Here is a 23,747-nt window from a genome sequence, read left to right on the forward strand (position 1 = left end):
GCAAGGCTATACGGGTTGGAGCCCCGGGGCTCAGGCTTCGGTGAGCTCGTCTTCCTGCTGCCGCACCAGCGTCAGCCGGTAGCCCACGTTGCGGACAGTGCTGATCAGGTTCTCGTGGTCCACGCCCAGCTTGGCGCGAAGGCGCCGGACATGGACGTCCACTGTGCGCGTGCCACCGTAGTAGTCGTAGCCCCACACCTCGGTGAGCAGCTGCTGGCGGGTGAAAACGCGGCCGGGGTGCTGGGCCAGGTACTTGAGGAGTTCAAACTCCTTGAAGGTCAGGTTCAGCGGCGCTCCGTTGACGCGGGCGGTGTAGCTTGCCTCATCGATGACTACGCCGGCGGCACGGATTTCGCTGGGGGTGTCTTCCTGTTCGGGCACCGCCCGGGCGACGGAGAGCCTGATGCGGGCTTCCACTTCGGCGGGGCCGGCTGAATCCAGCACGATGTCATCCACTGCCCAGGCGGAGGAAACGGCGGCCATGCCGCCCTCCGTGAGGATCAGCACCAGCGGGGCGCTCAGCCCTGTGGCTTTGAGGAGCTGGGTGAGGGAACGCGCCCCCACGAGGTCTTTCCGGGCGTCCAGCAGCACGATGTCGCAGGGATCCGTCTCGAGCAGGGCCGTGGGCTCGGCGGGGAGGATGTGCACCCGGTGGTTCAACAGTTCCAAGGCAGGAAGGATGTCAACCGAAGAGCCGGTGCTGTTCGTCAATAACAGGATGTGCGACATTGTTCCTCCAAGGGCCGTCCGCGCATCGTTGGGCGACTAAAACCGGATTCTCACCGGCCGGTACTGGCTCCCACCGTGGACGTAAGCCCGGCAAAAACAACTGCCGGCCCGCCATCCCCGCAGGGAGTTTAGCTGAACCTTGAGTATACCCGGCACCCCCTTCTGAGCCAGAGATTCCCGCTCCGCAACGGTACGTTTTGCGACATATCCCGTTCATATAGGGCAGGATTGGGGCAGGGCGGCATGCCCTGCCACGAAGGGGCGGACTCCGCCCTCGGTCTACGCCAGGATGGGATTGCAGCGCAGTGAGTGCAGAGACTAAGCACAGGCCGGGCTCCGAATGACGGCAGATCTGCAGGCGCCCGCGCGTTCGCTCGGCTCCTGGACCATCGGGCTGGTGGGAATCGCCGGACTCGCAGCGATCATCGCCGGGGTCTACACCTCCCGCGAGGTCCTTGTGGCCGTCGCCGTCCTGATCGCCGCCGCCGTCGGCATCGGCTGGCCGCACTTCCTCCGCATCCCCGCCAAAAAAACGCTTGCCGCCGTCATTGCCCTGCCGGGCGCTGGCTCGGCGCTCGCCGCAGCCCTGGCTCCGGCTCCGGGGTACCTGGACTGGACGCCGGGGTTCCTGGCGCTGGGAATGATGGCGGTTTTTGTTGTGCAGCTGATCCGCGGAACCGGGCAGGCGCAGCGGCTCGAATCAACCCTTGGCTGCTGCGTGGGGGTCCTGCTGTCCTGCCTGGGAGCGGGATGGATAGCAGGGGCGCGCCTGGACGGTATCCGGGAGATGCTCCTGGTGGCAGCCATCAGCGCAGCGGTGGCCCTGCTGGCGGGGCTCATCCGGTGGCCGGACAGTGTGGTGGCACCTTTGGGCATCGTCCTGGCCGGGCTGGCAGGACCGCTGGCCGGGCTGGTGCTTTCGGACATCGCCGTCCTCCCTGCCGCCATTTTCGGCGTGGTGGTGGGCGCTGTGCTGGCCAGCTTCCGCCGCCTGGTCACCCTCCGGGGTGCTCCCCTTAACATTCCCGCGGCCCTTGCCATGGGCCTGGCGCCTGTTTCAGCCGTGGGTTCCCTTGCTTACTTCATAGACAAACTACTCATCTACTAACGGTTAGGATGGCATCATGTCCGTACTTGCATTTGAAATCTTCTTCCTTGTCCTGCTCGGCATCGCGAGCCTGTCCATGGCCTGGTTCGCAGGCTTCGTGGTGTACCGCCTCTTCAAAGGCCAGAAGTAGACCGCTCTCCAGCTACCTGTAATCCGAGGTAAATAGCTGTGCCCATTGAGATCCCTACAGACCTGACCCCGGAACTTGTTCCGCTTTCCTGGCTCATTGGTGAGTGGGAGGGCCGCGGCCGGCTCGGCAGCGGAGACGAGGACTCTGAGCATTTCCTGCAGCACGTCTCCTTTACGCACAACGGCCTGCCGTACCTTCAGTACCGCGCCGAGAGCTGGTTGACGGACGACGACGGCACGCGCCTGCGGCCGCTCACCGTCGAGACCGGTTTCTGGGCACTGGAGCGCAAACAGCTGGATGCCGACGGCGGCCCGGGCCTGGTGCCTGCGGACATCGTGCCGGTGCTGAAGAGCGCCGACGAGGTCGAAGCCCTGCGCAACAGCGAAGGCGGCTTCGACATCTCGGTGTCCATCGCCCACCCCGGCGGTATCACTGAGCTGTACTACGGGCAGATCAAGGGTCCGCAGATCCAGCTCACCACCGACATGGTGATGCGCGGCAGCCACTCCAAGGACTACAGCGCGGCTACCCGCATCTTCGGCCTGGTGGACGGGAACCTGTTGTGGCGCTGGGATGTCGCGACAGGGGGAGAAGGAGGCAAGGGCCTGGAAGCCCATGCCTCAGCCTTCCTGAAAAGAGTTACCTGACCCGGAAGGCGCGGCACCGTGGAAAAAGACGCAGCACAAAGCCCCAAGGACTACAGCGACCTCAAGGCTGTCTTTTTCAACGGCACCCTGAAAAGATCCCCGCAGACCTCCAACACGGACGGCCTGATCAACATCAGCCGCCTGATCATGGAAAAGCAGGGCGTCACAACCCGGGTGATCCGCACAGTGGACCACGACGTCGCCAGCGGCGTGTACCCGGACATGACCCAGTACGGCTGGCAGACCGATGAATGGCCACAGCTCTACCCGGCCGTCCAGGAAGCGGACATCGTGGTGGTCGCCGGACCCATCTGGCTTGGCGACAATTCCTCGCAGACCAAAAAACTCATCGAACGCCTCTACGCCCACTCCGGCGAACTCAACAGCAAGGGCCAGTGGGCGTTCTACCCTAAAGTAGGCGGCTGCCTGATCACCGGCAACGAGGACGGCATTAAGCGCTGCTCCATGAACGTGCTCTACAGCCTGCAGCACATCGGCTTCAGCATCCCGCCGCAGGCCGACGCCGGCTGGATCGGGCCCGTGGGCCCAGGCCCCAGCTACCTGGACGAGGGTTCCGGCGGGCCCGAAAGCGACTTCACCAACCGCAACGCCACCTTCATGACCTGGAACCTCCTGCACCTGGCCCGCATCCTCAAGGACGCCGGCGGGCTGCCGGCCTACGGCAACCTGCCCAACGAATGGGCCGCCGGAACCCGGTTCGATTTCGAAAACCCGGAATACCGATAACTGCTGCCGGAGCTTGAGCCTGTCGAAACCCCGGAATACCGATAACTGCTGCCGGTGGTTGAGCCTGTCGAAACCCCGTTGCCAAAGCCGGAATACCCACTGACCGAAGGACGTTGCCCCAAGTATGACTATCCCCAGCCCTCTGTTGTCGCGCCCTGGTGCCGTTGAGGCGGCCGGCGCGGACGCCGGCGTCGCCTCCCACTACGGCGAGCCCCTGCGCGAGCAACGGGCACTCGCAGCCGGAACCGCCGTCGTCGACCTTTCCCACCGCGGCGTGGTCACCGTCAGCGGCCCGGACCGGCTGAGCTGGCTCAACACCCTGTCCTCCCAGCAGGTCACCAACCTGGCGCCGGGGGAGTCCAGCGAACTGCTGCTCCTGAGCGTGCAGGGCCGCATCGACTTTGACGCCCGGGTGGTGGACGACGGCGGGACCACCTGGCTGATTGTCGAGGCCGCCGAAGCAGCGCCGCTGGCGGAGTTCCTCAACAGGATGAAGTTCATGCTGCGGGTGGAGGTGGCTGACGTTTCGAACGACTGGGCCGTGGTGGGCAGCACCAAGGCCGTTCCCGAATGGTCCGGCCTGCTGGCCTGGCAGGACCCGTGGCCGCATGTCAGCGCGGGTGGCTTTTCCTACGCCACCGTCTCCGAGGAACGCCACCCCGGCCTGGAGCGGCCCTGGTTCGAATACCTCGTTCCCTCCTCCGCCCTGGAAGAGACGGTTGCCGGGCGGCCGCTTGCCGGCGTCCTGGCCGCCGAGGCGCTCCGCGTCGCGGCGTGGCGTCCCCGCATCGGCGCGGAAACGGACGACAAGACCATTCCGCACGAGCTGGACCTGCTCCGCACGGCAGTGCACCTGGCCAAGGGCTGCTACAAGGGGCAGGAAACCATCGCCCGCGTCCACAACCTGGGGCACCCGCCGCGGCGCCTCGTCTTCCTGCAGCTGGACGGATCGCAGCACACCATGCCTGCCGCCGGAAGCGCGGTCCTGGTGGGCGACCGCAAGGTGGGCGCCGTCACATCCGTGGCCCAGCACTACGAAATGGGCCCGGTGGCCCTGGCAGTCATAAAGCGTTCCGTCGCTTCGGATGAGATACTGACGGTCCTGGACGGGGACGAGCCGTACACCGCCAGCCAAGAACTCATCGTCGCCCCCGACGCCGGCCAGGTGGTGGGGCGCCAGACCGGATTCCTCAGGGGGCCACGCTGATGACTGACAACGCCGCACCAACGGCAGGGCCCGACGACGACGCCGTCGCCCTCGCGCACACGCTCTTCCAGGGGGCCAGGGAAGGCAACACGGAGCTGCTCCGCGCCTATCTCGAAGCGGGGGCCCCGGCCACCATGACCAACGCCGCGGGGGATTCCCTCCTGATGCTCGCCGCCTACCACGGCCACGTGGACACGGTGCAGCTGATCCTGCAGCATGGCGCCGAAGCCGATACGGCTAATGACCGGGGGCAGACGCCCCTCGCCGGAGCCGCGTTCAAGGGCTACACGGACGTGGCCCGGCTGCTGCTCGATGCCGGCGCTGATCCGGACGCCGGGTCGCCGTCCGCACGGGCGGCGGCACAGATGTTCGCCCGCCAGGAGATCCTCGACCTCCTGGGCTAGCCTTTCCCGGGTCCGCCCGGCAGCCGACGACTTTTGAAGGATGACCGAGTGGAAAACGTAGCAAAGCCCTGGCCGGCCCTGTGGTCACTGGTGATCGGGTTCTTCATGATCCTGATCGACAGCACCATTGTGTCCGTGGCAAATCCTGTGATCATGGAGGGCCTGGGCGCGGACATCAACTCGGTGATCTGGGTGACCAGCGCCTACCTGCTGGCGTACGCGGTTCCGCTGCTGATCACCGGCAGGCTCGGCGACCGGTTCGGGCCCAAAAAGCTCTACCTCCTGGGCCTGGTGGTGTTCACCCTGGCATCGCTGTGGTGTGGTCTTGCCGGAAACGTGGAGACCCTCATCGCCGCCCGCGTCCTGCAGGGCCTCGGCGCGGCCATCATGACACCGCAGACCATGGCTGTCATCACGCGGATCTTCCCGCCGGACCGACGCGGGGCGGCGATGTCCATCTGGGGTGCCACGGCCGGCATGGCGACACTCGTCGGGCCCATTCTGGGCGGCGTCCTGGTGGACGGGCTGGGCTGGGAGTGGATTTTCTTCATTAACGTGCCCATCGGCATCGCCGGCTTCCTCCTGGCGCTGCGCAACGTTCCCACCCTGAGCACCCACCCGCACAGGTTCGATATCCCCGGCGTGGTGCTCAGCGCCGTCGGGCTGTTCCTGCTGGTGTTCGGCATCCAGGAAGGAGAGACCTACAACTGGGGCACCATCGCCGGGCCGGTCAGCGTCTGGGGCCTCATCATCGCGGGCCTGGTGGTGCTGACGGGCTTTGTGGTGTGGCAGCGGTTCAACAAGGGCGAACCCCTGCTGCCGCTGGGGCTGTTCCGGGACCGGAACTTCTCCCTCGCCAACCTCGGGATCACCATGGTGGGCTTCACCGTGACCTCGTTCGGCCTGCCGCTCATTTTCTACTACCAGATGGTCCGGGGCCTGACTCCCACGCAGTCCGCCCTCCTGATGGTGCCCATGGCCCTCATCTCGGGCGGCCTGGCGCCGGTGGTGGGAAAGATTGTGGACCGGGTCAACCCCAAGTACCTCGCGGCGGGAGGCCTTGTCCTCATGGCAGTGGCCTTGTCCTGGAACGCCCTGCTGATGCAGCCCGGGACGCCCATCCTGCTGTTCCTGCTGCCCAGCGCCGTCCTGGGCTTCGCCAACGCCGGGATCTGGGCTCCGCTGAGCACCACAGCCACCCGGAACCTTCCGCCTCGCCAGGCCGGTGCAGGCTCCGGCGTCTACAACACCACCCGGCAGTTCGGTGCGGTGCTGGGCAGCGCCGCCATCGCCGTGCTGATCCAGGCACGGCTGGCGGCCGAGCTTCCCGCGGGAGGACCTGGCGGACCCGCCGGTGAGGGCATGGCATTGGGCGGGACACTGCCTGAGCCGCTGCACAGCGGATTCTCGACGGCGATGAGCCAGTCCATCCTGCTGCCCGCGGCGGTGGTCCTGGTGGGCGCGGCGGTGGCGCTGTTCTTCGCCAAACCCCAGCCGGTCCAGGGCTGGGGCGGCGGTGCGCCCGCGTCAGCCAAGGTGGACGCTGGTCTGGATTCCGCCGGCTGACAGGCCCAGCTTCCGGGCCAAAGCCAGGGAGCCTGTGTTGCTCACGTCCGTGCGCCACTGCAGGGTCAGCCCTGCGGCAAGGGCCTCGTGGGCTGCAATGGATGCAGCCAGGGACCCCAGCCCCTGCCGACGCCACTCCGGGTCCACCAGGACGCCCAGGTGCGCCAGCAGGCCTTCCCACTCGGTGTATGCGCCGCAGGCAAGGGGAACCCGCCGTCCGTCCACCTCGTGGACGATGGTGTAGCGGTTCTCCAGGTCTGAGAGGCCCACCTCGTTGACGTCGTCCGGCGGGCACCGGCCTTCCAGCTCAATGGCCTCGGGGTTGCCGTGCGAAACGGTCATCTCCTCGGACGGCTGCCGCAGGGGCAGGTCGTCGGCAAAGAAGAGGGCAGCAGCCCCCAGGCCGTGCCCGCCATGGGACCGGGTGAGGGTCAGAAGCGTGACATGCTGCGCCATCTCCTCATCCGGGATGCGGTCCGCCGCGTCGATGACCCATTGCGGCCCGATCAGCGCTGAACTGCCAAACAGCCGCACGAACTCCACGGTCCGTACCGACTCGTCCGCCCGCACAATGCGTTCTCCGGAGGCCAGCGCAGTGCTGAAAGCGTCATCCGCAAGCCCCAGGCGGCGCGCCCATGCGAGCTGGATGATGGCAGCAGAACCGGGGTCAAGTGTCATGTTCCCAGCCTAGGACGGGCCGGAACCCCAACCGAACAGGACACCTTAGCCGAAGAGGACGGCGGCTTCGTCGTAGCGCTTCTGGGGGACGGTTTTGAGTTGGCCCAGGGCTTCCTGGAAGCCGACGTGCTCGATGTCCGTTCCCTTCAGTGCCACCATGGTGCCCCAGAAGCCTTCCACTACGGAGTCGATGGCGGCCATGCCGAGCCGGGTGGCAAGGACGCGGTCGAAGGCGGACGGTACGCCGCCGCGCTGGATGTGGCCCAGGATGGTGGCGCGGGTTTCGATGCCGGTGCGGGCTTCCAGTTCGGGGGCGAGCTGGTCGGCGATGCCGCCCAGGCGGGGCCGGCCGAAGGTGTCCAGGCCGCGTTCGGAGTGCGGGGTTTCCATGTGCTCGGGCACGAACCCTTCGGCGACGACCACCAGGGGTGCGCGGCCGCGGGCGTGGGCTTCATTTACCCATTCGGTGATTTGGTCGATGCTGACCTTTTGCTCCGGGATGAGGATGGCGTGGGCGCCGGCGGCCATGCCGGCGTGCAGGGCGATCCAGCCTACGTGCCGGCCCATGACTTCGGCGATCATGCAGCGGTGGTGGGATTCGCCGGTGGTGCGGAGCCGGTCGATGGCTTCGGTGGCGATCTGGACGGCGGTGTCGAAGCCGAAGGTGTAGTCGGTGGCGTCGAGGTCGTTGTCCACGGTCTTGGGCACGCCGACGATCTTCAGTCCGGCGTCGGTGAGACGCTTTGCAGCGGCGAGGGTTCCCTCACCGCCGATGGCGATGATCGCGTCGATGCCCAGGCGTTCCATGTGGGCTTTGATGACCTCGGGGCCGCCGCCGTTGTCGAAGGGGTTGGTGCGGGAGGTGCCAAGGATGGTGCCGCCCTGCTTGGCGATGCCGCGGACCATGGTGCGGGGGATGTCGATGACGTCGCCCTCCACCACGCCGCGCCAGCCGTCGAGGAATCCGACGAACTCGTGGCCGTGGATGGCGATGCCTTTGAGTACGGCGCCGCGGATGACCGCGTTCAGTCCGGGGCAGTCGCCACCGCTGGTGAGGATTCCAATTTTCATGTTTCGGCTCAAATCCTGGGAGAGGGTTTACTGGCAGAGCGCCACGCTGAGCTCACCTAGAAGTGTAGTGCGATGTGTGGGGTACGACACAAACCGGTTACAAAAGGCCGCGTTCCATAGCGACCACCACTGCCCTTGTCCTGTCGTCCACATCGAGTTTGTTGAAGACCCGCTGCACACAAGCAGCGGCCCCCGCCCGGGAGGGGCGGGGGCCGCTGGGGTGACGACGTCAGGGACGGTTCAGTGACCGCCGGTCCAGGAATTCCTGGAGCGGGATGACGTTCCGCTGGTCCGGAAGGACCACCCATGCCAGGAGGTAGAAGATGACGGCCGGGCCGGGGAGGAGGCAGAACAGGAGGAAAGCGATGCGGACGTAGGCCACATCCACGTTCAGCTTGGCAGCGATGCCGCCGAGGACCCCGCCGAGCCAGCGCTGCGGGCCGCGTTTCAGGCCGAGGCCCCTGACGATGCTGAAAAACTTGTCCATGGCCTAAGACTTCCCTGTTGTAGGTTCGTTGTCACGTTTGCGGGCGGAGAGCACGCCGCCCACCACCAGGGCGGCGCCGGCTCCGATCATGAGGCCGATCAGGACATAGGTGCCGTTCAGGGTCACGAATCCCAGCTGGGCCACGATGATGAGTGCGGCGAGCGCCAGGACGATCAGTCCCCACACCACGGTTCCCACCCTCGCAGGTGCCGGGCCGGCAGGGTGCGTGGCCGCCGCCGTCGGTATGTCCGTGGAGTAGGTGCCGGCTGCGTGCGGCTCCGGCGCCGGATTGTTGTTGCTCATTTCAGTTGCCTTCCTGAATGGTGACGTTGCTGAAGGTACCGTCGATCTGGACCACCAGGCGGCTGCCGGGCTCGTCGGTGTTGTAGCTGCTTTCGCGGGTGGTGGTGCCGCCCCGCTGCCCGTTGACCTCGTTGAGGTTTCCCATGGTCATGTCCGCCTTGATATCGACCGGCACGTTGTCCGGGATGACCACTGTGACGTTGCTCGCCGTGATGTCCAGGGGAATGACGACGTCGGACGGCAGCGGAGCGTTGACGGCCAGGTTGGTGAGGTCCACCGTTCCCCGGCCGGCGGTGACGTCGAAGCCGTCGCGGGCCTCAGCGATGCTGGCCGGGCTCCAGTTCACCTGCTGGAACCGCACCCGGTCACCGTTGCCCACCACGTTGTACACGCCGCCGGCGATGAGGGCAATCACTGCGAACAGGCTGAGGATTCCTGCGGTCCGGCCACGCATTCCGGCGATGAGGATCCCCAGGCCAAGGACGGCGGCGGCGCTGGCCCAGACGATGGCATTCGCGGAGTCGCCCAGGTTGATCACGTTGCCGGCGTCAAGGGCCTTGAGTCCGCCGCCTACCAGAAGGGCTGCCCCCGCTGCGATGGCAACGGCCGGAGTGCCGGGACCTGCGGGCCGGGGCTTTGGTGGCCGAGGCGGGGTGGTACCGCCATAAGGGGCTCCGCCGGTGGGGCCGCCGGGATAGGAACCGCTGCTGCCGCCGCCTCCGACGGTGCCGTCACCGAAGGAGCTGCCGCTGTATCCGCCGCCGTAGGACGGCATGGAACCCGAGGCCGGATTGGTGCCGTAGCTTGTGCCGGTCGCGGCAAAGGATGACGTGGAGGCTGTTCCGGGATAGCCCGCATCGTACGTGCTGCCGTACGTGCCGCCGTAAGTACCGCCCCGCTGCTGTCCTGCCATGGCGGGCCGGGCGCCCTTGTTGCGCTGGGAGAGGTAGTAGACCAGGTAAATGGCGCCGCCCACCCAGAACACGGTCCAGAGGAATCCGCCGAAGCCGTTGTGGCTCCAGCCCCAGAATCCGCCGCCCAGGCCCGTGAGTCCCAGGATCGTGGCGATCAGCGAACCGGTCATGCCGGTGGACCAGCGGCCGGCTCCGGCTTCCTGCACATGGATTCGTCCGTCCGGTTCGGGAAGGAAGGCCCAGGCAAGCCCGTAGGCCAGGACGCCGATGCCCGCGAAGAGCGTGAGGACAATAAAGACGCCGCGGATGATGAGCGGATCGACGCCCAGCCGGTTGGCGATACCGCTGGAAACGCCGCCCACCCAGCGGTCGCTGCCGCGGTGGATTCCGTGGCCCCGGACCCAGGTGAAGAAGTCCGTTGAAGGGGCAGCGGCGGGGGCGCCGTAGCGGGGGCCGGGGTAGCTCTGGCCGGATGACGCGTCCTGGTTGCCACCGGGCTGGCCGCTGTAGCTCTGGCCGGATGACGCGTCCTGGTTGCCACCGGGCTGGCCGCTGTAGCTCTGGCCGGCGTTGTTCGGGGCGGTGTTGTTCGAGGCGGCGTCGTCCGGGGTCGCCTCGGACGAAGCGGACAGGGTCGCCTCGGATGAAGCGGACGGGTCCGGAGGTGTTGGTGCGGAAGACGGCAGGGGCTCGGTGGGCCGCTGGCTGCCCGGCCTGGGCAGGGGCTCCGTGGGTTGGTCGTCGTCGGGGGAGGGGGTCTGCGAGTTCATACCTAAATCCTCCCGTTAGGCCTGCGCGGGCTCTACTGGGGGACACCCTGAGCTATCCCTGAGTTACCCCCGGTTGGCACCGGATTGCGGTCCGGGGAAACCTGATCCGTGCTTGGATTGAACCATGACAACCGTCCCCGCAAGGCCCCCTTTGGCCCGCAGCAGCGACCGCGTGATAGCTGGCGTGTGCTCGGGCCTGGCGGTGCATTTGGGTTGGCCGGTAAAAAACGTCAGGGTTGGTATGGCCCTCGCAACCCTCGCCGGTGGTGCCGGCCTGGTCTTCTATGCCTGGCTGTGGATCATGGTTCCCACCGCGGATGAGGCAGCGCGGCGCAGCGCCCGCCGCCCGGCGTCGCCCATTGCTCCTGCAGTAAGCCAGCCGCCGCCTGCCGGACCCCAGCCGCCCGCACCCGCAGGCGGGTACGTAGGCCTGCCCGCACAGGGCGCCGCCACTGCCGGTTTCCCGGGCACAGCAGGCGCCCCTCCGGTGTTTGGAACACCGCCGCTGGACGCCGGCGCACGCGGTGGCGGCCCAGCCGCGTCCGCCGAGGCCACAGCCCCGCCCTGGTTCCGGGTCCGCAGCATGAGGTACGGCAAAGAGATCCTGCTGGGCAGCGGACTCCTGCTGGTTGCAGGAATCATGATCGCCCAGCTCCTGGGAGTGGACGTTCCCCTCGGAACCCTCATCCCGGCAGCCGCCGTCCTGGGCGGCGCCTCCATCGCCTGGATGCAGCTCGATGAAACCCGCCGTGCCGGCCTTGTGGACAAAACCAAGGCAGACCAGGCAGGCGGTTGGGCGCGCCTGGCGGCCGGCCTGGCACTGGTGGTGGCCGGAGTGCTGGTGATGGTGTCCGGATCGGGATCATGGGAGCAGACCTGGCTTGCCCTGTTGGCCTCGGTGGCTGTCCTGGGCGGCGTGGTCCTGGTTCTCCTTCCGTGGGCACTGAAATTCTGGCGGGACCTGGAGTCCGAGCGCGCCGGCCGGATCCGGGAAACGGAACGGGCTGAGATCGCCGCCCACCTCCACGATTCCGTCCTGCAGACGCTGGCCCTGATCCAGCGGCGCGCCGGCAACGAGCACGACGTCGTCCGGCTGGCGCGGGCGCAGGAGCGTGAGCTGCGCGGCTGGCTGTTCCAGGATCCCGGCCGGGAAGCCGGGCAGCTCTCGGACAGGATCAAGGCAGTGGCCGCAGAGGTGGAGGACCTCCTGGGCAACGCGGTGGAAGTGGTCAGCGTGGGCGATGCCGCCATGACCGAAGCGCACGAGGCACTGGTCCAGGCCAGCCGCGAAGCGATGCTTAACGCATCGCGGCATGGCGGTGGAACCGTCTCCGTCTACCTCGAGGCATCGGACGCGCAGACGGAAATCTTCATCAAGGACAGGGGCCCCGGCTTTGAGCTTTCGGATGTCCCCGAGGACCGGCTGGGCGTGCGGGAATCGATCATCGGCAGGATGAAACGGCACGGCGGCACGGCCACCATCCTCAACACCGGGAGCGGGACCGAAGTCCGATTGCGGCTGCAGGCGGCGGGGACGGACAACGTGGAAGGGAAATCATGAACGCGAACCAGGGGGCGGCGGCAAGCCGCCCGGCAAACTCCGTCCGCGTGGTCATTGTGGACGACCATGCCATTTTCCGTTCCGGGCTGAAGGCTGACCTGGACGCCAGCATCCAGGTGGTGGGCGAGGCCGCCACCGTGGAGCAGGCCATCGCGGTCATCGCCGAGCAGCGCCCCGACGTCGTGCTGCTGGATGTGCACCTTCCGGGCGGCCTGGGCGGCGGGGGCCGGGAGGTCATCGCGGGATCCGCCCCACTGCTGGGGTCCACGCGGTTCCTTGCCCTCAGCGTTTCCGACGCTGCCGAGGATGTTGTGGCCGTCATCCGTGCCGGTGCCCGCGGCTACGTCACCAAGACCATTTCCGGCGCCGAGATCACCGACGCCGTGTTCCGGGTGGCAGGCGGGGACGCCGTCTTCTCGCCCCGGCTCGCCGGGTTTGTCCTGGACGCTTTTGGCACCGCACCGGCGGACATCGCCGACGACGAACTGGACAAGCTCTCGGCCCGGGAACTGGAGGTCATGCGCCTCATTGCCCGCGGCTACAGCTACAAGGAAGTGGCCAAGGAACTGTTCATCAGCATCAAGACCGTGGAGACCCACGTCTCCGCCGTGCTGCGGAAGCTGCAGCTCTCCAGCCGGCACGAACTCACCAAGTGGGCCGCCGAGCGCCGCCTCCTCTAACCCCACGACGCTCTCTCACCTCCTGCGCCTAAAACCCAAACGCTCTCTCACCTTTGGCGCTTTAAACCCGAACGCTCTATCACTCTCCTGAAGAGAGGGATAGAGCGTTTGGGTTTTACCTGCGAAAGGTGAGAGAGCGTCCTACTGGGCCTTGCCCAGGAAGTCCTGCAGTCGCTGCACGCCGGTGGCGAGGTCCTCGTCACCCAGCGCGTAGGACAGGCGCAGGTAGCCGGACGGGCCGAACGCCTCGCCGGGGACAACTGCCACCTCAACCTCATCCAGGATCAGCGCCGCAAGCTCGGCCGACGTCTGAGGGGTGGCCGTACCAGCCACCGTCGGGAACTCCTTGCCCAGCAGCCCCCGGACGTCCGCGTAGACGTAGAAGGCACCCTTCGGCGTCGGGCATTCCACGCCTTCGATGGCGTTCAGGCCGGCAACGATGGCCTTGCGGCGGCGGTCGAAGGCCACCTTCATTTCGTCGACGGCGGTCAGCGGCCCGGACACCGCGGCGAGGGCTGCGATCTGCGGGATGTTGGAGACGTTGGACGTGGCGTGCGACTGCAGGTTGGTGGCGGCCTTGATGACGTCGGCCGGGCCGATCATCCACCCCACGCGCCAGCCGGTCATCGCGTACGTCTTGGCCACGCCGTTGAGGATGACCACCTTGTCGCCCAGCTCAGGGGCGGCGGTGGCGATCGAGGTGAAGGGAACACCGTCGTACGTTAGGTGCTCGTAGATCTCGTCCGTGACCACCCAGAGGCCCTTTGCCGCCGCCCACTTGCCGATTTCCGCCACCTGCTCGGGGGAGTAGACAGAGCCGGTGGGGTTCGACGGCGAGACGAAGAGCAGGATCTTGGTCCGGTCCGTGACGGCTGCTTCAAGCTGCTCCACGGTCACCAGGTAGTCCTGCTCCGGGCCGGCGAACACCTCGACGGGCACGCCGCCGGCGAGCCGGATAGCCTCCGGGTACGTGGTCCAGAAAGGGGTGGGGACGATGACTTCGTCGCCCGGGTCCACCAGGGTGGCGAAGGTGTTGTAGACGGCCTGCTTGCCGCCGTTGGTGACCAGCACCTGGGAAGGGTCGACGGCGTAGCCTGAGTCCCGCAGCGTCTTCTCCGCGATGGCCTTCTTCAGCTCGGGGAGCCCGCCGGCGGGGGAGTAGCGGTGGTACTTCGGCTGGGTGGCGGCGCCGATGGCTGCCTGCACGATGTAGTCCGGGGTGGGGAAGTCGGGCTCGCCCGCCCCGAACCCAATAACCGGCCGGCCAGCTGCCTTCAGCGCCTTCGCCTTGGCGTCAACGGCAAGGGTGGCGGATTCGGCAATAGCGGATATGCGTTGGGAAACGCGGGCGGCAGACATGGCAGGTCCGTTCTTCGCTTGCAGCCAGGAGGCTGGAATGTGGGATTCGACGAGTTCTACTCTATGCTGTTCACCGGACTCTCCGGGTTGCCGGTTTTGAAATGTGACTGCCTTGCAGGACGGCTCAAACAGGCTTGCGGAAGGGCCGGAACAGTCTGGTTTTACGAACGCGCAGTTCTTGCGTAGACTGGTTCACCGGTGTTGAAAACACGGATGATGACGTGCGCCCCAGTGCAAGCTGGCTGTTCGTCGTCGGAGAGTGACATTCACTCCATAGGGTAGTGGCGCAATTGGTAGCGCAGCGGTCTCCAAAACCGCAGGTTGCAGGTTCGAGTCCTGTCTGCCCTGCGCAAGCTGCCCCGGGCGAAAATCCGGGGCAAGCGCAGCAACCATGGTTCTGATCAGGGCCGGGTAATCCACCATTGCAAAGATGAGCGAGGACCAGGTGACCGAAACAGCTGCCAGCAGCTCCAAGGGCCGGCCAGCTAAGAAGGACGCCAAGGCAAACTTCTTCGCCCGCATTGCACTTTTCATCCGCCAGATCATCGGCGAACTGAAGAAGGTTGTGGCACCAACCCGCAAGGAACTGATCAATTACACGCTCGTGGTGCTGGTGTTCGTGGCCATCATGATGGTCATCGTCAGCCTGCTGGATATCGGTTTCGGATCCGCTATGGGCTGGCTCTTCGGCGGTACCGGCTCCACGGACAGCTAAGGCTGCTGGGTCCGCAGGCTGCGTGTTCCATCCGGGAAAACCGGAGGGACAGTGGCGTGCGGAATAAAGCCATTTAAATAGGCATGTTAGGCAATGAGGAAGCAGGAGACCAAGTGTCTGAGCAGGAGCTCGAGGTAACCGAGACTGAGCTGGAAGAGTCCGCGGACATCACGGCAGAAGCCGGTGACGAGTCTGAGATTGAGTCCTCCGCGCCCGAATTTGACGACGCCGACTCTGACGACGACGCCGACTCTGACGACGCTGCCGAGGCGGAAGGGGACGCAGCCTCGGGCGAGTCCACGGACGCCCTCGCCGCTGCAGCCGCCACCGCAGCTGCCGACCCGGCTGAGGAATTCAAGGCCAAGCTGCGCCGCCAGGAGGGTGACTGGTACGTCATCCACTCCTACGCCGGGTACGAGAACCGCGTGAAGGCCAACCTGGAGACCCGTATCCAGACCTTGGACATGGAAGATTACATCTTCGAAATCCAGGTGCCCATGGAAGAGGTCGTTGAGATCAAGAACGCCCAGCGCAAGGTCATCAACCGTGTCCGCATTCCCGGCTATGTCCTGGTCCGCATGGATCTGACCGACGCTTCCTGGGGTGCCGTCCGCCACACCCCCGGCGTCACCGGCTTCGTGGGTAACGCCCACAACCCCGTGCCGCTGCGCCTGGACGAGGTCTTCTCCATGCTGGCTCCGGTCTTCGAAGAAGAGCAGGCCGAGAAGGGCAAGCCGGTCAACAAGCAGAACCAGGCCCCCGTGGATGTGGACTTCGAAGTTGGCGAGTCCGTCATCGTCAAGGAAGGTCCGTTCGAGACCCTTCCCGCCACCATCTCCGAGATTAAGGTCGAATCCCAGACCCTCGTGGTCCTGGTTTCAATCTTCGAGCGCGAAACGCCCGTCACGCTGGCGTTCAACCAGGTCACCAAGATCTGATTTCCCAAGAATTCGTCCCGGCGCTGCCCGCTTAGCAGCACCGGAACGGCCGGCCGCCTCGCCATGGCGGCCAAAAACCTGAGGCACGCTCCTGTGTCCCAGGACGTTATTGAGAGAAGGACCCTACATTGGCTCCCAAGAAGAAGGTCACCGGCCTCATCAAGCTGCAGATCCAGGCAGGTGCCGCTAACCCGGCTCCGCCGATCGGTCCTGCGCTTGGCCAGCACGGTGTCAACATCATGGAATTCTGCAAGGCGTACAACGCTGCGACGGAAGCCCAGCGCGGAAACGTCATCCCCGTGGAAATCACGGTCTACGAGGACCGTTCCTTCACGTTCATCACCAAGACCCCGCCGGCTGCAGAGCTCATCAAGAAGGCTGCAGGCGTCGCCAAGGGTTCGGCTACCCCGCACACCGTCAAGGTTGCCAAGCTGACCCAGGCCCAGGTCAACGAGATCGCCTCCACCAAGATGGAAGACCTCAACGCCACCAGCCTCGAAGGCGCAGCGAAGATCATCGCCGGCACCGCCCGCTCCATGGGCATCACGGTCGAGGGCTAGTAACCCCCGCAGCCTTCCGGGCGTCGGGCAATTGACGACGACGGGCGGCACCGCCGGGAAACCGGCACCCATAGAAACATTGAAATGTCGGGCATCCGGGCCGGATAACGAACCGGACCACCGACTGTGGCAGGGCCCAGCGCGGTCCGCAGACCACAACTGCACAAGGAGAAATAAGCAGCATGGCAAAGCGCAGCAAAGCATATGAGGCAGCAGCCGCCAAGATCGACGCGGAGAAGTTCTACGCGCCGTTCGAGGCAGTAACGCTCGCCAAGGACACCAACCCGTCCAAGTTCGACGCCACTGTTGAGGTTGCATTCCGCCTCGGCGTCGATCCCCGTAAGGCTGACCAGATGGTCCGCGGCACGGTCAACCTGCCCCACGGCACCGGTAAGACTGCCCGCGTCCTGGTTTTCGCCACGGGTGACAAGGCTGAAGCAGCAATCGCTGCCGGCGCCGACTTCGTTGGTTCCGATGACCTGATCGAAAAGATCGCCGGCGGCTGGACCGACTTCGACGCAGCCGTTGCCACCCCTGACCTCATGGGTAAGGTTGGCCGCCTCGGTAAGGTCCTGGGTCCCCGTAACCTGATGCCGAACCCGAAGACGGGCACCGTGACCCCCGACGTCACCAAGGCCGTCAACGACATCAAGGGTGGAAAGATCGACTTCCGCGTCGACAAGCACTCCAACCTGCACTTCATCATTGGCAAGGTTTCGTTCGACGCCGTCAAGCTGGCCGAGAACTACGCCGCAGCACTGGAAGAGGTGCTTCGCCTGAAGCCTTCCGCTTCCAAGGGCCGCTACATCCAGAAGGCCACGGTTGCCACCACCTTTGGTCCCGGCATCTCCGTTGATCCCAACGTCACCAAGGTTCTGACCGAGGCGTAAGTCCTCGAAGTTCCTCTTCCGGATCCGTCCGGAATAACAAAAACCGCCCGGCGCCTGCGCCGGGCGGTTTTTGCTTAACTTGTCTTCCCCTAATGCCTAAGCTGGGGCAATGGCCGAACCGGAGCCCCCCGCCCCAGAAGGTCCTCCTGCGTCCGCCGTGCTGGACATCGCCGCTGTGGAGATCCCGGAGCCCGGTAATGACACCCAGCCGGCCGCCGTCGCGCCTTCCTCAGACTTCTCTATATGCCATGCCATGCGGGTGGACCACGAACTGTCGCTCTGGGGAAACCTGGACCGGTGTCCCACCCTGCAGGAGGCTCTGGAGTTCTGGCGGGGCAACGAGTACGAGGAGCGGCACCTGTACCTGGCCCGCGTTGGCGGGATGCCCGCCGGACTGTGCTCGGTGACCCTTCCCCTGCGGGAGAACACGTCCACTGCCGGAATCGATGTCCTGGTTGATCCCGCATACCGGCGGCAGGGCCTTGGCAGGGCTCTTCTGGACTATGCGGAGGGCAGGGCGGTGGAACGCGGGCGCACGTCACTGGATGCGTATCACGAGGTGCCGTTGGAGCTGGTACGGGCTGACTCCGATATGGTTCCGGCCAGGTCCGGCGCCGGGGAACTGCCGCTGAATGACCTGGCCACCGCTTTTGCCTCCGCCGCCGGGTATCAGTTGGAGCAGGTGGAGCGGTCAAGCCGGCTGGCCCTGCCCGTCAATGCGGACCTGTTGGCCGGGCTCGAAGCCGAGGCCTCCGCCTTGGCCGTGGACTACGCCGTCACCGGCTGGGACGACCGCTGCCCCGAGGAGCTCGTCCACATGTACGCGGAACTGAAGGCACGGATGAGCATGGACGTCCCCACCGCAGGGCTCGACTGGGAGCGTGAGGACTGGGATGCGGCGCGCGTGCGGGAGGAAGAGCGCACGCTTGCCCGCAGCGGCGTGCAGTTGGCGGTGGCCGCAGCCCTGCACCGCCGCACCGGGGAACTGGTTGCCTACACGGTCCTGAACTGGCGGCCGGGGGTTCCGGCGTCCATCGCACAGCAGGACACCCTGGTGTCGGGGGAACACCGCGGCCACCGGCTGGGCCTGCTCATCAAGATCGCCAACCTGCGCCGTGCCCAGCCCAGATGGCCCTCGGCGCGCGCGGTCCTGACGTGGAACGCCAGCGAAAACCAGCATATGCTGGCGATAAATATCGCGCTTGGATTCAAGCCCGCAGGCCTTGAAGGTGAGTGGCAGAAACGGCTGGGATGATGCCCCCAATGGCAAAAGACGTGAAGATCGAGCAGCTATGGATTCCCGACTCAGTGGACGCGCCGGACGCAACGGACTTCCTCGCCGCCGTCGAGGTGGGGCGCAAGGTAAGGATGCAGACGTGGGGGAGTGACGACCTCGCCTACGGCCCGCTTGAAAAGCTCCTCGAGTTTGAGGACCCCTACGAGCGGCAGCTGATCCTCGTTGCCAAAGTGGACGGCGAAATCGTGGGCACCGTGGACATCGCACTGCCCCTCACGGACCACCTGGACCTCGCCGAATTCACCCTCGACATCCTCCCGGAGTTCCAGCGCCAGGGTGTTGGCCGGCGCCTGCTCGAAGCCGCCGAACACCTCGCCCGCGCTGAAGGGCGCACCATGATCCTGGTGGACACGAACCACCCCGGCGCTTCCCTCCACGAGTTCGAACAGGCCCAGCTCGTTCCCGGTTCCGGGCAGGGCTTCGTCCCGCTGGAGAGCCGCGAAGTCGAGTTCGCGCAAAAGACCGGGTACACCCTCCAGCACATTGAGCAGTTCAGCTCCTGCTCCCTGCCCCTGGACACCAAGCTCGTGGCGGACCTCCAGGCCGAGGCGGACGAGGCCAACAACGGCCGGTACCGGCTCCACCACTGGACGGACCGCTGCCCGGACCAATGGCTGGAAGCCGTGGCCACCCTGGAGAACCAGGCCGGGGCGGACGTGGACCCGTCCCTCGACGTGCCGGTGGAGCAGGACATGGTGTTCGACGGCGGGATCCTCCGCGAGGCCGAGGAAGTGGCCATTGCGCAGGGCAGGCGGACGGTGGTCACCGCCGTCGAGCACCTCGCCACAGGTTCGCTCGTGGGACTGACCACCATCACGGTCCTGGCGCACCGCGCCGACGTTGTCTTCCAGGACGACACGATTGTGCTGCAGGAGCACCGGGGCAACAAACTGGGGCTGCTGATCAAGGTGGCCAACATGGAGCGGTTGACCGAGCAGTTCCCGGATGCCCGCGTGATCTACACGTGGAACGCCCCGGAAAACCGCTACCTGCTCACCGTCAACCAGCAGCTGGGATTCCACACAGCCGGTGTGACCGGGATCTGGCAAAAGGAGCTTCCGCAGCTGCACACCAGGACCAGCTGAGCCCCGATTTGGTGGTGCAGTGCGTCCTCCCGTAGACTGGGATGACCAAAGACCGTCGGTTGTTGGAAATCCACTCTCCTGAACATGGCTCAACTCTGCAGTTGTGCGCGGAAGATCCAGTGGCTTTCCGGACGAAGGACCCTGACATAGGGCGGCCGGCGCAGGTGAACGAAGCAACGCTCCGCGGATTACCGTGTTGAGCCAAGCCCCGTGCATCTGCGCGGGGCGTTTTTAGTTTTAGCTCACCTGAGCGGGGACCGTCGAATACCGGCACTATCCCCGGAAGGAGGGTTATGGCAACGCCTACCAAGGTTTCAGCAGTAGCTGAGATCACTAACGATTTCAAGGAATCGAACGCCGCTGTCCTGACCGAATACCGCGGGCTCACCGTTGCACAGCTCAAGCAGCTGCGTGTTTCTCTCGGCCAGGACACCAAGTTCGCGGTCGTCAAGAACACCCTGACCGCCATTGCAGCCAAGGAAGCCGGCGTCGAAGCATTCGACGGCCAGCTTGCCGGCCCCACTGCAATCGCGTTCATCAAGGGTGACGCAGTTGCCGCTGCCAAGAGCCTGACGGATTTTGCCAAGACCAACAAGCAGCTGGTTATCAAGACCGGTTACTTCGAGGGCAAGGCACTGAACGCCAGCGAAGTTGCCGAACTGGCAGCGCTCGAGTCCCGCGAGCTGCAGCTCGCCAAGGTTGCAGGGGTCCTCAAGGCACCCGCCGCCGCAGCTGCACGCATCATTGACGCACTGCGCCTCAAGCTTGAAGAAGAGAACGGTGCACCGGCAGCTGCCGAAGCACCCGCCGCTGAAGAAGCTCCCGCTGCCGAAGCTGAAGCCCCGGCCGAAGCTCCCGCAGCCGAAGAGAACTAATTTCTCTTTACCCCACAAGACTCCGGTGTAAGGCCCGGCCCCGTGCCGCCGAACACCACAACAGGAAGGACGCCTACCATGGCGAAGCTCAGCAACGAAGAGCTCATTGAAGCTTTCAAGGAACTGACCATCATCGAGCTCTCCGAGTTCGTCAAGCTCTTCGAAGAGACCTTCGAAGTTACCGCTGCTGCTGTTGCAGTTGCCGGCCCCGCCGGTGGCGCAGCTGCTGAAGAGGCCGAAGAGAAGACCGACTTCGACGTCGTCCTCGAATCTGCCGGCGACAAGAAGATCGCAGTGATCAAGGAAGTTCGCGCCATCACCTCCCTCGGCCTCAAGGAAGCCAAGGACCTGGTTGACAGCGCACCCAAGGCTGTTCTCGAAGGCGCCAACAAGGAAGCTGCCGAGAAGGCCAAGGAGCAGCTCGAGGCTGCCGGCGCTACCGTTACCCTCAAGTAACAGCGTTTTCCTGGAAAACCCCGTCCACTCCGGTGGGCGGGGTTTTCTGCTTTAACTCCAACGCGAGGTCACTATCCGCCCGATGAATTGACGCCGCGGGGCCATAAGTGACCCCGCGTTGCTTATATTGGCTCGGAGATGTCGGCAACCACAGCTTCCAGTGCTGTGGTCAGGGCGTCGGCGTCAACGAAGGCGCTGTAGCCGTGGGCTCCCGCGCCCATCGAGATACGCCGGCCGGTAATGGTGGCGTCCGCGTAGACCGGCCAGGGTTTGGTGCTGCCCAGCGGTGTGATGGTGCCGCGTTCGTATCCGGTGGCCTCGAGCGCCACGTCAGCCGGGGGCAGTGACAGTTTGTTCACGCCCAGGAGGGTCCGCAGCTTGGGCCACGAGATCTGGCGGTCGCCCGGGATGAGGGCGAACAGGAACGAGCCGTCCTTGTGCTTGACCACCAGGGACTTGACGATGTCCCCGGGGCTGATGCCCAGGATCCCGGCCGCCTCCTCAAGGCTCTTTGCGGCAGGGCGTTCCACTATCTCCACCTGCAGGCCGCGGGCCGCGGCGTCGGCCAGGAACCGCTCCCGTCCGACGCCGTTCGTTCCGTTTGCGGATGCGCCCGCCATCAGTCGCGGTACAGCAGGAGCGCTTCGCCCTGCCCGCCGCCCCCGCACAGCGACACTGCGGCCTTGCCCGACCCGCGGCGCTTGAGTTCATGCGAGGCATGGACTGCCAGGCGTGCCCCCGAGGCGCCGATCGGATGTCCCAGGGCGATGGCGCCGCCATGGAGATTGCACTTCTCGAGCGGGTAGTCCAGGTCCTTGAGCGATTGCACGGCAACGGATCCGAAGGCTTCGTTGATCTCGATGAAGTCCAGTTCAGCGGTGGTCCAGCCTGCCTTGCCGAGGGCGTTCATGATGGCGCGGGAGGGCTGGGAGTGCAGCGAGTTGTCCGGCCCCGCAACCTGTCCGGGCTTTCCAACAACGGCCAGGTATTCCAGGCCGTGTGCCTCCGCGTAGCCGCGGGATGCCAGCACCAGGGCGGCGGCGCCGTCGGACAGGGGAGAGGAGTTGCCCGCCGTGATGGTGCCGTCCGTGACGAAGGCTGCGCGCAGGCCGGCCAGCGACTCAACGGAGGCGTTGGGCCGGACCCCCTCATCCGTCGCCACCACGAGGGGGTCACCCTTGCGCTGCTTCACGCTGATGGGGACGATCTCGTCGTCGAACGTTCCGTTCTTGGCCGCGAGGGCAGCGCGCTGGTGCGACTGGGCGGCAACGTGGTCCTGTGAGGTGCGGTCGATGCCCAGGGTCAGGTTGCGGGTTTCCGTGGAGAGGCCCATCGACTGGCCGTCGAACGCGTCCGTCAAACCGTCATGGGCGGCGACATCCAGTGCCTGGATGGATCCATACGTCCAGCCCTGCCGGGACCCGGGCAGCAGGTGCGGAGCCCTGGTCATCGACTCCTGCCCGCCGGCCACTACCACCGAGGCCTCACCGCCGCGGATCATCCGGGCCGCGTCGATGACCGCAGTCAGCCCCGAGAGGCACACCTTGTTGACGGTCACGGCCGGGACGTTCCATCCGATTCCGGCGCCGATGGAGCTTTGCCGGGCAGGGTTCTGGCCCGCGCCCGCCTGCAGGACCTGGCCCATGATCACCGCCTCCACGTCGCCGACGTCCACGCCGCTGGCATCCAGGGCGGCCTTGATCGCGTGGGCGCCGAGGTCCACCGCCGTAAAGCTTGCCAGCTGCCCGTTGATTTTTCCCTGCGGAGTGCGTGCTGCCGCGAGGATGACAACGTCACTGTTGTCAGGGGAGTTGCCCATGGTTATCTCTTCCGCTCTGATCCGCTGTGCGCCACCAAGGCTATCGTGACCCTCGTCACCTATCTATTCAAACGCCGGAACCGCTATGTGCATTCCGTGCGCGGGCTTCCTGCAAGGGGGAGAGGTCCCCATCGCAGCGGGATGCACGACGGCGGCGGCGTGCGTAGGGTGGGCGGCGGAGGGAACTGCGTCGCGGAACGCGCTCCGAACACAAACCACGGGAAGCAGTATCGTGAAGAAGATCCTCGCCGCGGCGGCCGCGGCAAGTCTTGCCGGACTGGCGGCATGTTCCACAGCCGCGCCTGCGCCGGGCGGCAGCACCTCACCTTCCGCCCCTGGAACGTCCACTTCGGCAGCCACCCAGGTGCCGCCGTCGGGCACGTCCGAGGCAGTAGCCGGCGCCGAGGCGAGCGGCGCCAAGGCGGCATGTGAGTTGTTCAATTCGCTTCATGCAGACCTGCAGGCGGCAGGGAATGACGCCAATGCCTTCGAGGACGTCTACCGGGAAGCTGCGGATGCCAAGGGCAGCGTCTCCGGGGACCTGTCGGGCCTGTTCGCGTCCATCGGCGTCCTCGCCCTGGACTACTCGAGCGAAGTGGAAACCGGCGAGCCTGTGGACCAGGCGTCCAAGGACCTGGTCCGTGACGCCGTCTTCGCGAACTCCGGAACCTGCACCGCCGCGGGAGTCACCCTGCGGCTCTAACCGGCAAGGAAAGTGGTGCTTGCAATCCGGCGGGATGTGGGGTAGACA

26 protein-coding genes and 1 tRNA gene are annotated in these 23,747 nt (G+C 65.8%); 18 read left to right on the forward strand and 9 right to left on the reverse strand.

The window, feature by feature from the left end; all coding sequences use genetic code 11:
• Positions 1-30: 30 nt before the first annotated feature.
• Entirely contained in the window at positions 31-729 is a 699-nt protein-coding gene (locus AC5RWA_RS03480; protein WP_079596642.1) for a winged helix-turn-helix transcriptional regulator, read from the reverse strand.
• Positions 730-1,069: 340 nt separating this feature from the next.
• Between AC5RWA_RS03480 and AC5RWA_RS03485 the strand changes: the two genes are divergently transcribed.
• From AC5RWA_RS03485 to AC5RWA_RS03510, 6 genes are all read left to right on the forward strand, one after another.
• Complete coding sequence (locus AC5RWA_RS03485) at positions 1,070-1,837, forward strand: permease (RefSeq protein WP_275727364.1); 768 nt, start codon at positions 1,070-1,072, stop codon at positions 1,835-1,837.
• A 168-nt stretch (positions 1,838-2,005) separates the two neighbouring features.
• A complete protein-coding gene (locus AC5RWA_RS03490) occupies positions 2,006-2,614 on the forward strand; it encodes a nitrobindin family protein (protein WP_079596644.1) in 609 nt (202 codons plus the stop codon).
• An 18-nt stretch (positions 2,615-2,632) separates the two neighbouring features.
• Positions 2,633-3,361, forward strand: a complete 729-nt coding sequence (locus AC5RWA_RS03495; protein ID WP_494056580.1) for a flavodoxin family protein — start codon at positions 2,633-2,635, stop codon at positions 3,359-3,361.
• Between the two features lie 124 nt (positions 3,362-3,485).
• A complete protein-coding gene (ygfZ, locus tag AC5RWA_RS03500; protein WP_176156822.1) occupies positions 3,486-4,568 on the forward strand; it encodes a CAF17-like 4Fe-4S cluster assembly/insertion protein YgfZ in 1,083 nt (360 codons plus the stop codon).
• Positions 4,568-4,972, forward strand: coding sequence for an ankyrin repeat domain-containing protein (locus AC5RWA_RS03505; protein WP_275725488.1), 405 nt, complete (start codon positions 4,568-4,570; stop codon positions 4,970-4,972). Before ygfZ ends, AC5RWA_RS03505 begins: the two co-directional genes overlap by 1 nt.
• A gap of 48 nt (positions 4,973-5,020) precedes the next feature.
• Complete coding sequence (locus AC5RWA_RS03510) at positions 5,021-6,538, forward strand: DHA2 family efflux MFS transporter permease subunit (protein ID WP_494056581.1); 1,518 nt, start codon at positions 5,021-5,023, stop codon at positions 6,536-6,538.
• Here AC5RWA_RS03510 and AC5RWA_RS03515 read toward each other — a convergent pair.
• The 5 genes from AC5RWA_RS03515 to AC5RWA_RS03535 all read right to left on the reverse strand — a co-directional run bounded on the left by AC5RWA_RS03515 (position 6,500) and on the right by AC5RWA_RS03535 (position 10,761).
• Positions 6,500-7,216 carry a GNAT family N-acetyltransferase gene (locus AC5RWA_RS03515; protein WP_494056582.1) on the reverse strand — a complete coding sequence of 239 codons (717 nt, stop codon included), beginning with the start codon at positions 7,214-7,216 and terminating at the stop codon, positions 6,500-6,502. The genes AC5RWA_RS03510 and AC5RWA_RS03515 overlap by 39 nt on opposite strands.
• A gap of 45 nt (positions 7,217-7,261) precedes the next feature.
• On the reverse strand, positions 7,262-8,287 hold the full coding sequence (locus tag AC5RWA_RS03520) for an ATP-dependent 6-phosphofructokinase (RefSeq protein WP_494056583.1): 1,026 nt from the start codon (positions 8,285-8,287) through the stop codon (positions 7,262-7,264).
• A gap of 229 nt (positions 8,288-8,516) precedes the next feature.
• Positions 8,517-8,774, reverse strand: coding sequence for a PspC domain-containing protein (locus AC5RWA_RS03525; protein ID WP_494056584.1), 258 nt, complete (start codon positions 8,772-8,774; stop codon positions 8,517-8,519).
• A 3-nt stretch (positions 8,775-8,777) separates the two neighbouring features.
• Positions 8,778-9,077: a hypothetical protein gene (locus AC5RWA_RS03530; protein WP_494056585.1), complete on the reverse strand. Its 300-nt coding sequence runs from the start codon at positions 9,075-9,077 to the stop codon at positions 8,778-8,780.
• Position 9,078: 1 nt separating this feature from the next.
• Positions 9,079-10,761 carry a PspC domain-containing protein gene (locus tag AC5RWA_RS03535; protein ID WP_494056586.1) on the reverse strand — a complete coding sequence of 561 codons (1,683 nt, stop codon included), beginning with the start codon at positions 10,759-10,761 and terminating at the stop codon, positions 9,079-9,081.
• Positions 10,762-10,885: 124 nt separating this feature from the next.
• On the opposite strand from AC5RWA_RS03535, the gene AC5RWA_RS03540 reads away from it, so the two are divergent.
• Positions 10,886-12,322 (forward strand): ATP-binding protein, encoded by a 1,437-nt coding sequence (locus AC5RWA_RS03540; RefSeq protein WP_494056587.1) that lies wholly within the window; start codon positions 10,886-10,888, stop codon positions 12,320-12,322.
• Complete coding sequence (locus AC5RWA_RS03545; protein ID WP_275729301.1) at positions 12,319-13,002, forward strand: LuxR C-terminal-related transcriptional regulator; 684 nt, start codon at positions 12,319-12,321, stop codon at positions 13,000-13,002. Before AC5RWA_RS03540 ends, AC5RWA_RS03545 begins: the two co-directional genes overlap by 4 nt.
• Before the next feature lie 141 nt (positions 13,003-13,143).
• On the opposite strand, the gene AC5RWA_RS03550 is transcribed toward AC5RWA_RS03545, so the two are convergent.
• Complete coding sequence (locus AC5RWA_RS03550; protein ID WP_494056588.1) at positions 13,144-14,361, reverse strand: pyridoxal phosphate-dependent aminotransferase; 1,218 nt, start codon at positions 14,359-14,361, stop codon at positions 13,144-13,146.
• Positions 14,362-14,636: 275 nt separating this feature from the next.
• Here AC5RWA_RS03550 and AC5RWA_RS03555 point away from each other — a divergent pair.
• The 9 genes from AC5RWA_RS03555 (at position 14,637) to rplL (ending at position 21,177) form a co-directional block, all read left to right on the forward strand.
• Positions 14,637-14,709, forward strand: a tRNA-Trp gene (locus AC5RWA_RS03555).
• An 82-nt stretch (positions 14,710-14,791) separates the two neighbouring features.
• Entirely contained in the window at positions 14,792-15,076 is a 285-nt protein-coding gene (secE, locus tag AC5RWA_RS03560; RefSeq protein ID WP_494056589.1) for a preprotein translocase subunit SecE, read from the forward strand.
• Between the two features lie 113 nt (positions 15,077-15,189).
• Positions 15,190-16,014 carry a transcription termination/antitermination protein NusG gene (gene nusG / locus AC5RWA_RS03565; RefSeq protein WP_494056590.1) on the forward strand — a complete coding sequence of 275 codons (825 nt, stop codon included), beginning with the start codon at positions 15,190-15,192 and terminating at the stop codon, positions 16,012-16,014.
• A gap of 128 nt (positions 16,015-16,142) precedes the next feature.
• Positions 16,143-16,574 (forward strand): 50S ribosomal protein L11, encoded by a 432-nt coding sequence (rplK, locus tag AC5RWA_RS03570; protein ID WP_003803853.1) that lies wholly within the window; start codon positions 16,143-16,145, stop codon positions 16,572-16,574.
• A gap of 182 nt (positions 16,575-16,756) precedes the next feature.
• Entirely contained in the window at positions 16,757-17,464 is a 708-nt protein-coding gene (gene rplA / locus AC5RWA_RS03575) for a 50S ribosomal protein L1 (RefSeq protein ID WP_115525236.1), read from the forward strand.
• A 109-nt stretch (positions 17,465-17,573) separates the two neighbouring features.
• Positions 17,574-18,719 carry a GNAT family N-acetyltransferase gene (locus AC5RWA_RS03580; RefSeq protein ID WP_494056591.1) on the forward strand — a complete coding sequence of 382 codons (1,146 nt, stop codon included), beginning with the start codon at positions 17,574-17,576 and terminating at the stop codon, positions 18,717-18,719.
• 8 nt (positions 18,720-18,727) lie between these two features.
• Entirely contained in the window at positions 18,728-19,846 is a 1,119-nt protein-coding gene (locus AC5RWA_RS03585) for a GNAT family N-acetyltransferase (RefSeq protein ID WP_476246202.1), read from the forward strand.
• A gap of 293 nt (positions 19,847-20,139) precedes the next feature.
• Positions 20,140-20,721, forward strand: coding sequence for a 50S ribosomal protein L10 (gene rplJ / locus AC5RWA_RS03590; RefSeq protein WP_079596662.1), 582 nt, complete (start codon positions 20,140-20,142; stop codon positions 20,719-20,721).
• 78 nt (positions 20,722-20,799) lie between these two features.
• A complete protein-coding gene (gene rplL, locus AC5RWA_RS03595) occupies positions 20,800-21,177 on the forward strand; it encodes a 50S ribosomal protein L7/L12 (protein ID WP_079596663.1) in 378 nt (125 codons plus the stop codon).
• A 122-nt stretch (positions 21,178-21,299) separates the two neighbouring features.
• Here the strand turns inward: rplL and AC5RWA_RS03600 are convergent, their stop codons facing one another.
• Complete coding sequence (locus tag AC5RWA_RS03600; protein WP_494056592.1) at positions 21,300-21,797, reverse strand: aminoacyl-tRNA deacylase; 498 nt, start codon at positions 21,795-21,797, stop codon at positions 21,300-21,302.
• Positions 21,797-22,996, reverse strand: a complete 1,200-nt coding sequence (locus tag AC5RWA_RS03605) for an acetyl-CoA C-acetyltransferase (protein ID WP_494056593.1) — start codon at positions 22,994-22,996, stop codon at positions 21,797-21,799. Before AC5RWA_RS03605 ends, AC5RWA_RS03600 begins: the two co-directional genes overlap by 1 nt.
• 232 nt (positions 22,997-23,228) lie before the next feature.
• Between AC5RWA_RS03605 and AC5RWA_RS03610 the strand changes: the two genes are divergently transcribed.
• Positions 23,229-23,699, forward strand: coding sequence for a hypothetical protein (locus AC5RWA_RS03610; protein WP_494056594.1), 471 nt, complete (start codon positions 23,229-23,231; stop codon positions 23,697-23,699).
• Positions 23,700-23,747 lie beyond the last annotated feature (48 nt).

The sequence above is a fragment of the Arthrobacter sp. 210 2 genome (assembly GCF_059093025.1).

Coding starts and splice junctions, on each gene's coding strand:
- AC5RWA_RS03480 (WP_079596642.1), bottom strand. CDS start 729: ATGTCGCACATCCTGTTATTGACGAACAGCACCGGCTCTTCGGTTGAC.
- AC5RWA_RS03485 (WP_275727364.1), top strand. CDS start 1,070: ATGACGGCAGATCTGCAGGCGCCCGCGCGTTCGCTCGGCTCCTGGACC.
- ygfZ (WP_176156822.1), top strand. CDS start 3,486: ATGACTATCCCCAGCCCTCTGTTGTCGCGCCCTGGTGCCGTTGAGGCG.
- AC5RWA_RS03505 (WP_275725488.1), top strand. CDS start 4,568: ATGACTGACAACGCCGCACCAACGGCAGGGCCCGACGACGACGCCGTC.
- AC5RWA_RS03515 (WP_494056582.1), bottom strand. CDS start 7,216: ATGACACTTGACCCCGGTTCTGCTGCCATCATCCAGCTCGCATGGGCG.
- AC5RWA_RS03520 (WP_494056583.1), bottom strand. CDS start 8,287: ATGAAAATTGGAATCCTCACCAGCGGTGGCGACTGCCCCGGACTGAAC.
- AC5RWA_RS03525 (WP_494056584.1), bottom strand. CDS start 8,774: ATGGACAAGTTTTTCAGCATCGTCAGGGGCCTCGGCCTGAAACGCGGC.
- AC5RWA_RS03530 (WP_494056585.1), bottom strand. CDS start 9,077: ATGAGCAACAACAATCCGGCGCCGGAGCCGCACGCAGCCGGCACCTAC.
- AC5RWA_RS03535 (WP_494056586.1), bottom strand. CDS start 10,761: ATGAACTCGCAGACCCCCTCCCCCGACGACGACCAACCCACGGAGCCC.
- AC5RWA_RS03540 (WP_494056587.1), top strand. CDS start 10,886: ATGACAACCGTCCCCGCAAGGCCCCCTTTGGCCCGCAGCAGCGACCGC.
- AC5RWA_RS03545 (WP_275729301.1), top strand. CDS start 12,319: ATGAACGCGAACCAGGGGGCGGCGGCAAGCCGCCCGGCAAACTCCGTC.
- AC5RWA_RS03550 (WP_494056588.1), bottom strand. CDS start 14,361: ATGTCTGCCGCCCGCGTTTCCCAACGCATATCCGCTATTGCCGAATCC.
- secE (WP_494056589.1), top strand. CDS start 14,792: ATGAGCGAGGACCAGGTGACCGAAACAGCTGCCAGCAGCTCCAAGGGC.
- rplA (WP_115525236.1), top strand. CDS start 16,757: ATGGCAAAGCGCAGCAAAGCATATGAGGCAGCAGCCGCCAAGATCGAC.
- AC5RWA_RS03580 (WP_494056591.1), top strand. CDS start 17,574: ATGGCCGAACCGGAGCCCCCCGCCCCAGAAGGTCCTCCTGCGTCCGCC.
- AC5RWA_RS03585 (WP_476246202.1), top strand. CDS start 18,728: ATGGCAAAAGACGTGAAGATCGAGCAGCTATGGATTCCCGACTCAGTG.
- rplJ (WP_079596662.1), top strand. CDS start 20,140: ATGGCAACGCCTACCAAGGTTTCAGCAGTAGCTGAGATCACTAACGAT.
- rplL (WP_079596663.1), top strand. CDS start 20,800: ATGGCGAAGCTCAGCAACGAAGAGCTCATTGAAGCTTTCAAGGAACTG.
- AC5RWA_RS03600 (WP_494056592.1), bottom strand. CDS start 21,797: ATGGCGGGCGCATCCGCAAACGGAACGAACGGCGTCGGACGGGAGCGG.
- AC5RWA_RS03605 (WP_494056593.1), bottom strand. CDS start 22,996: ATGGGCAACTCCCCTGACAACAGTGACGTTGTCATCCTCGCGGCAGCA.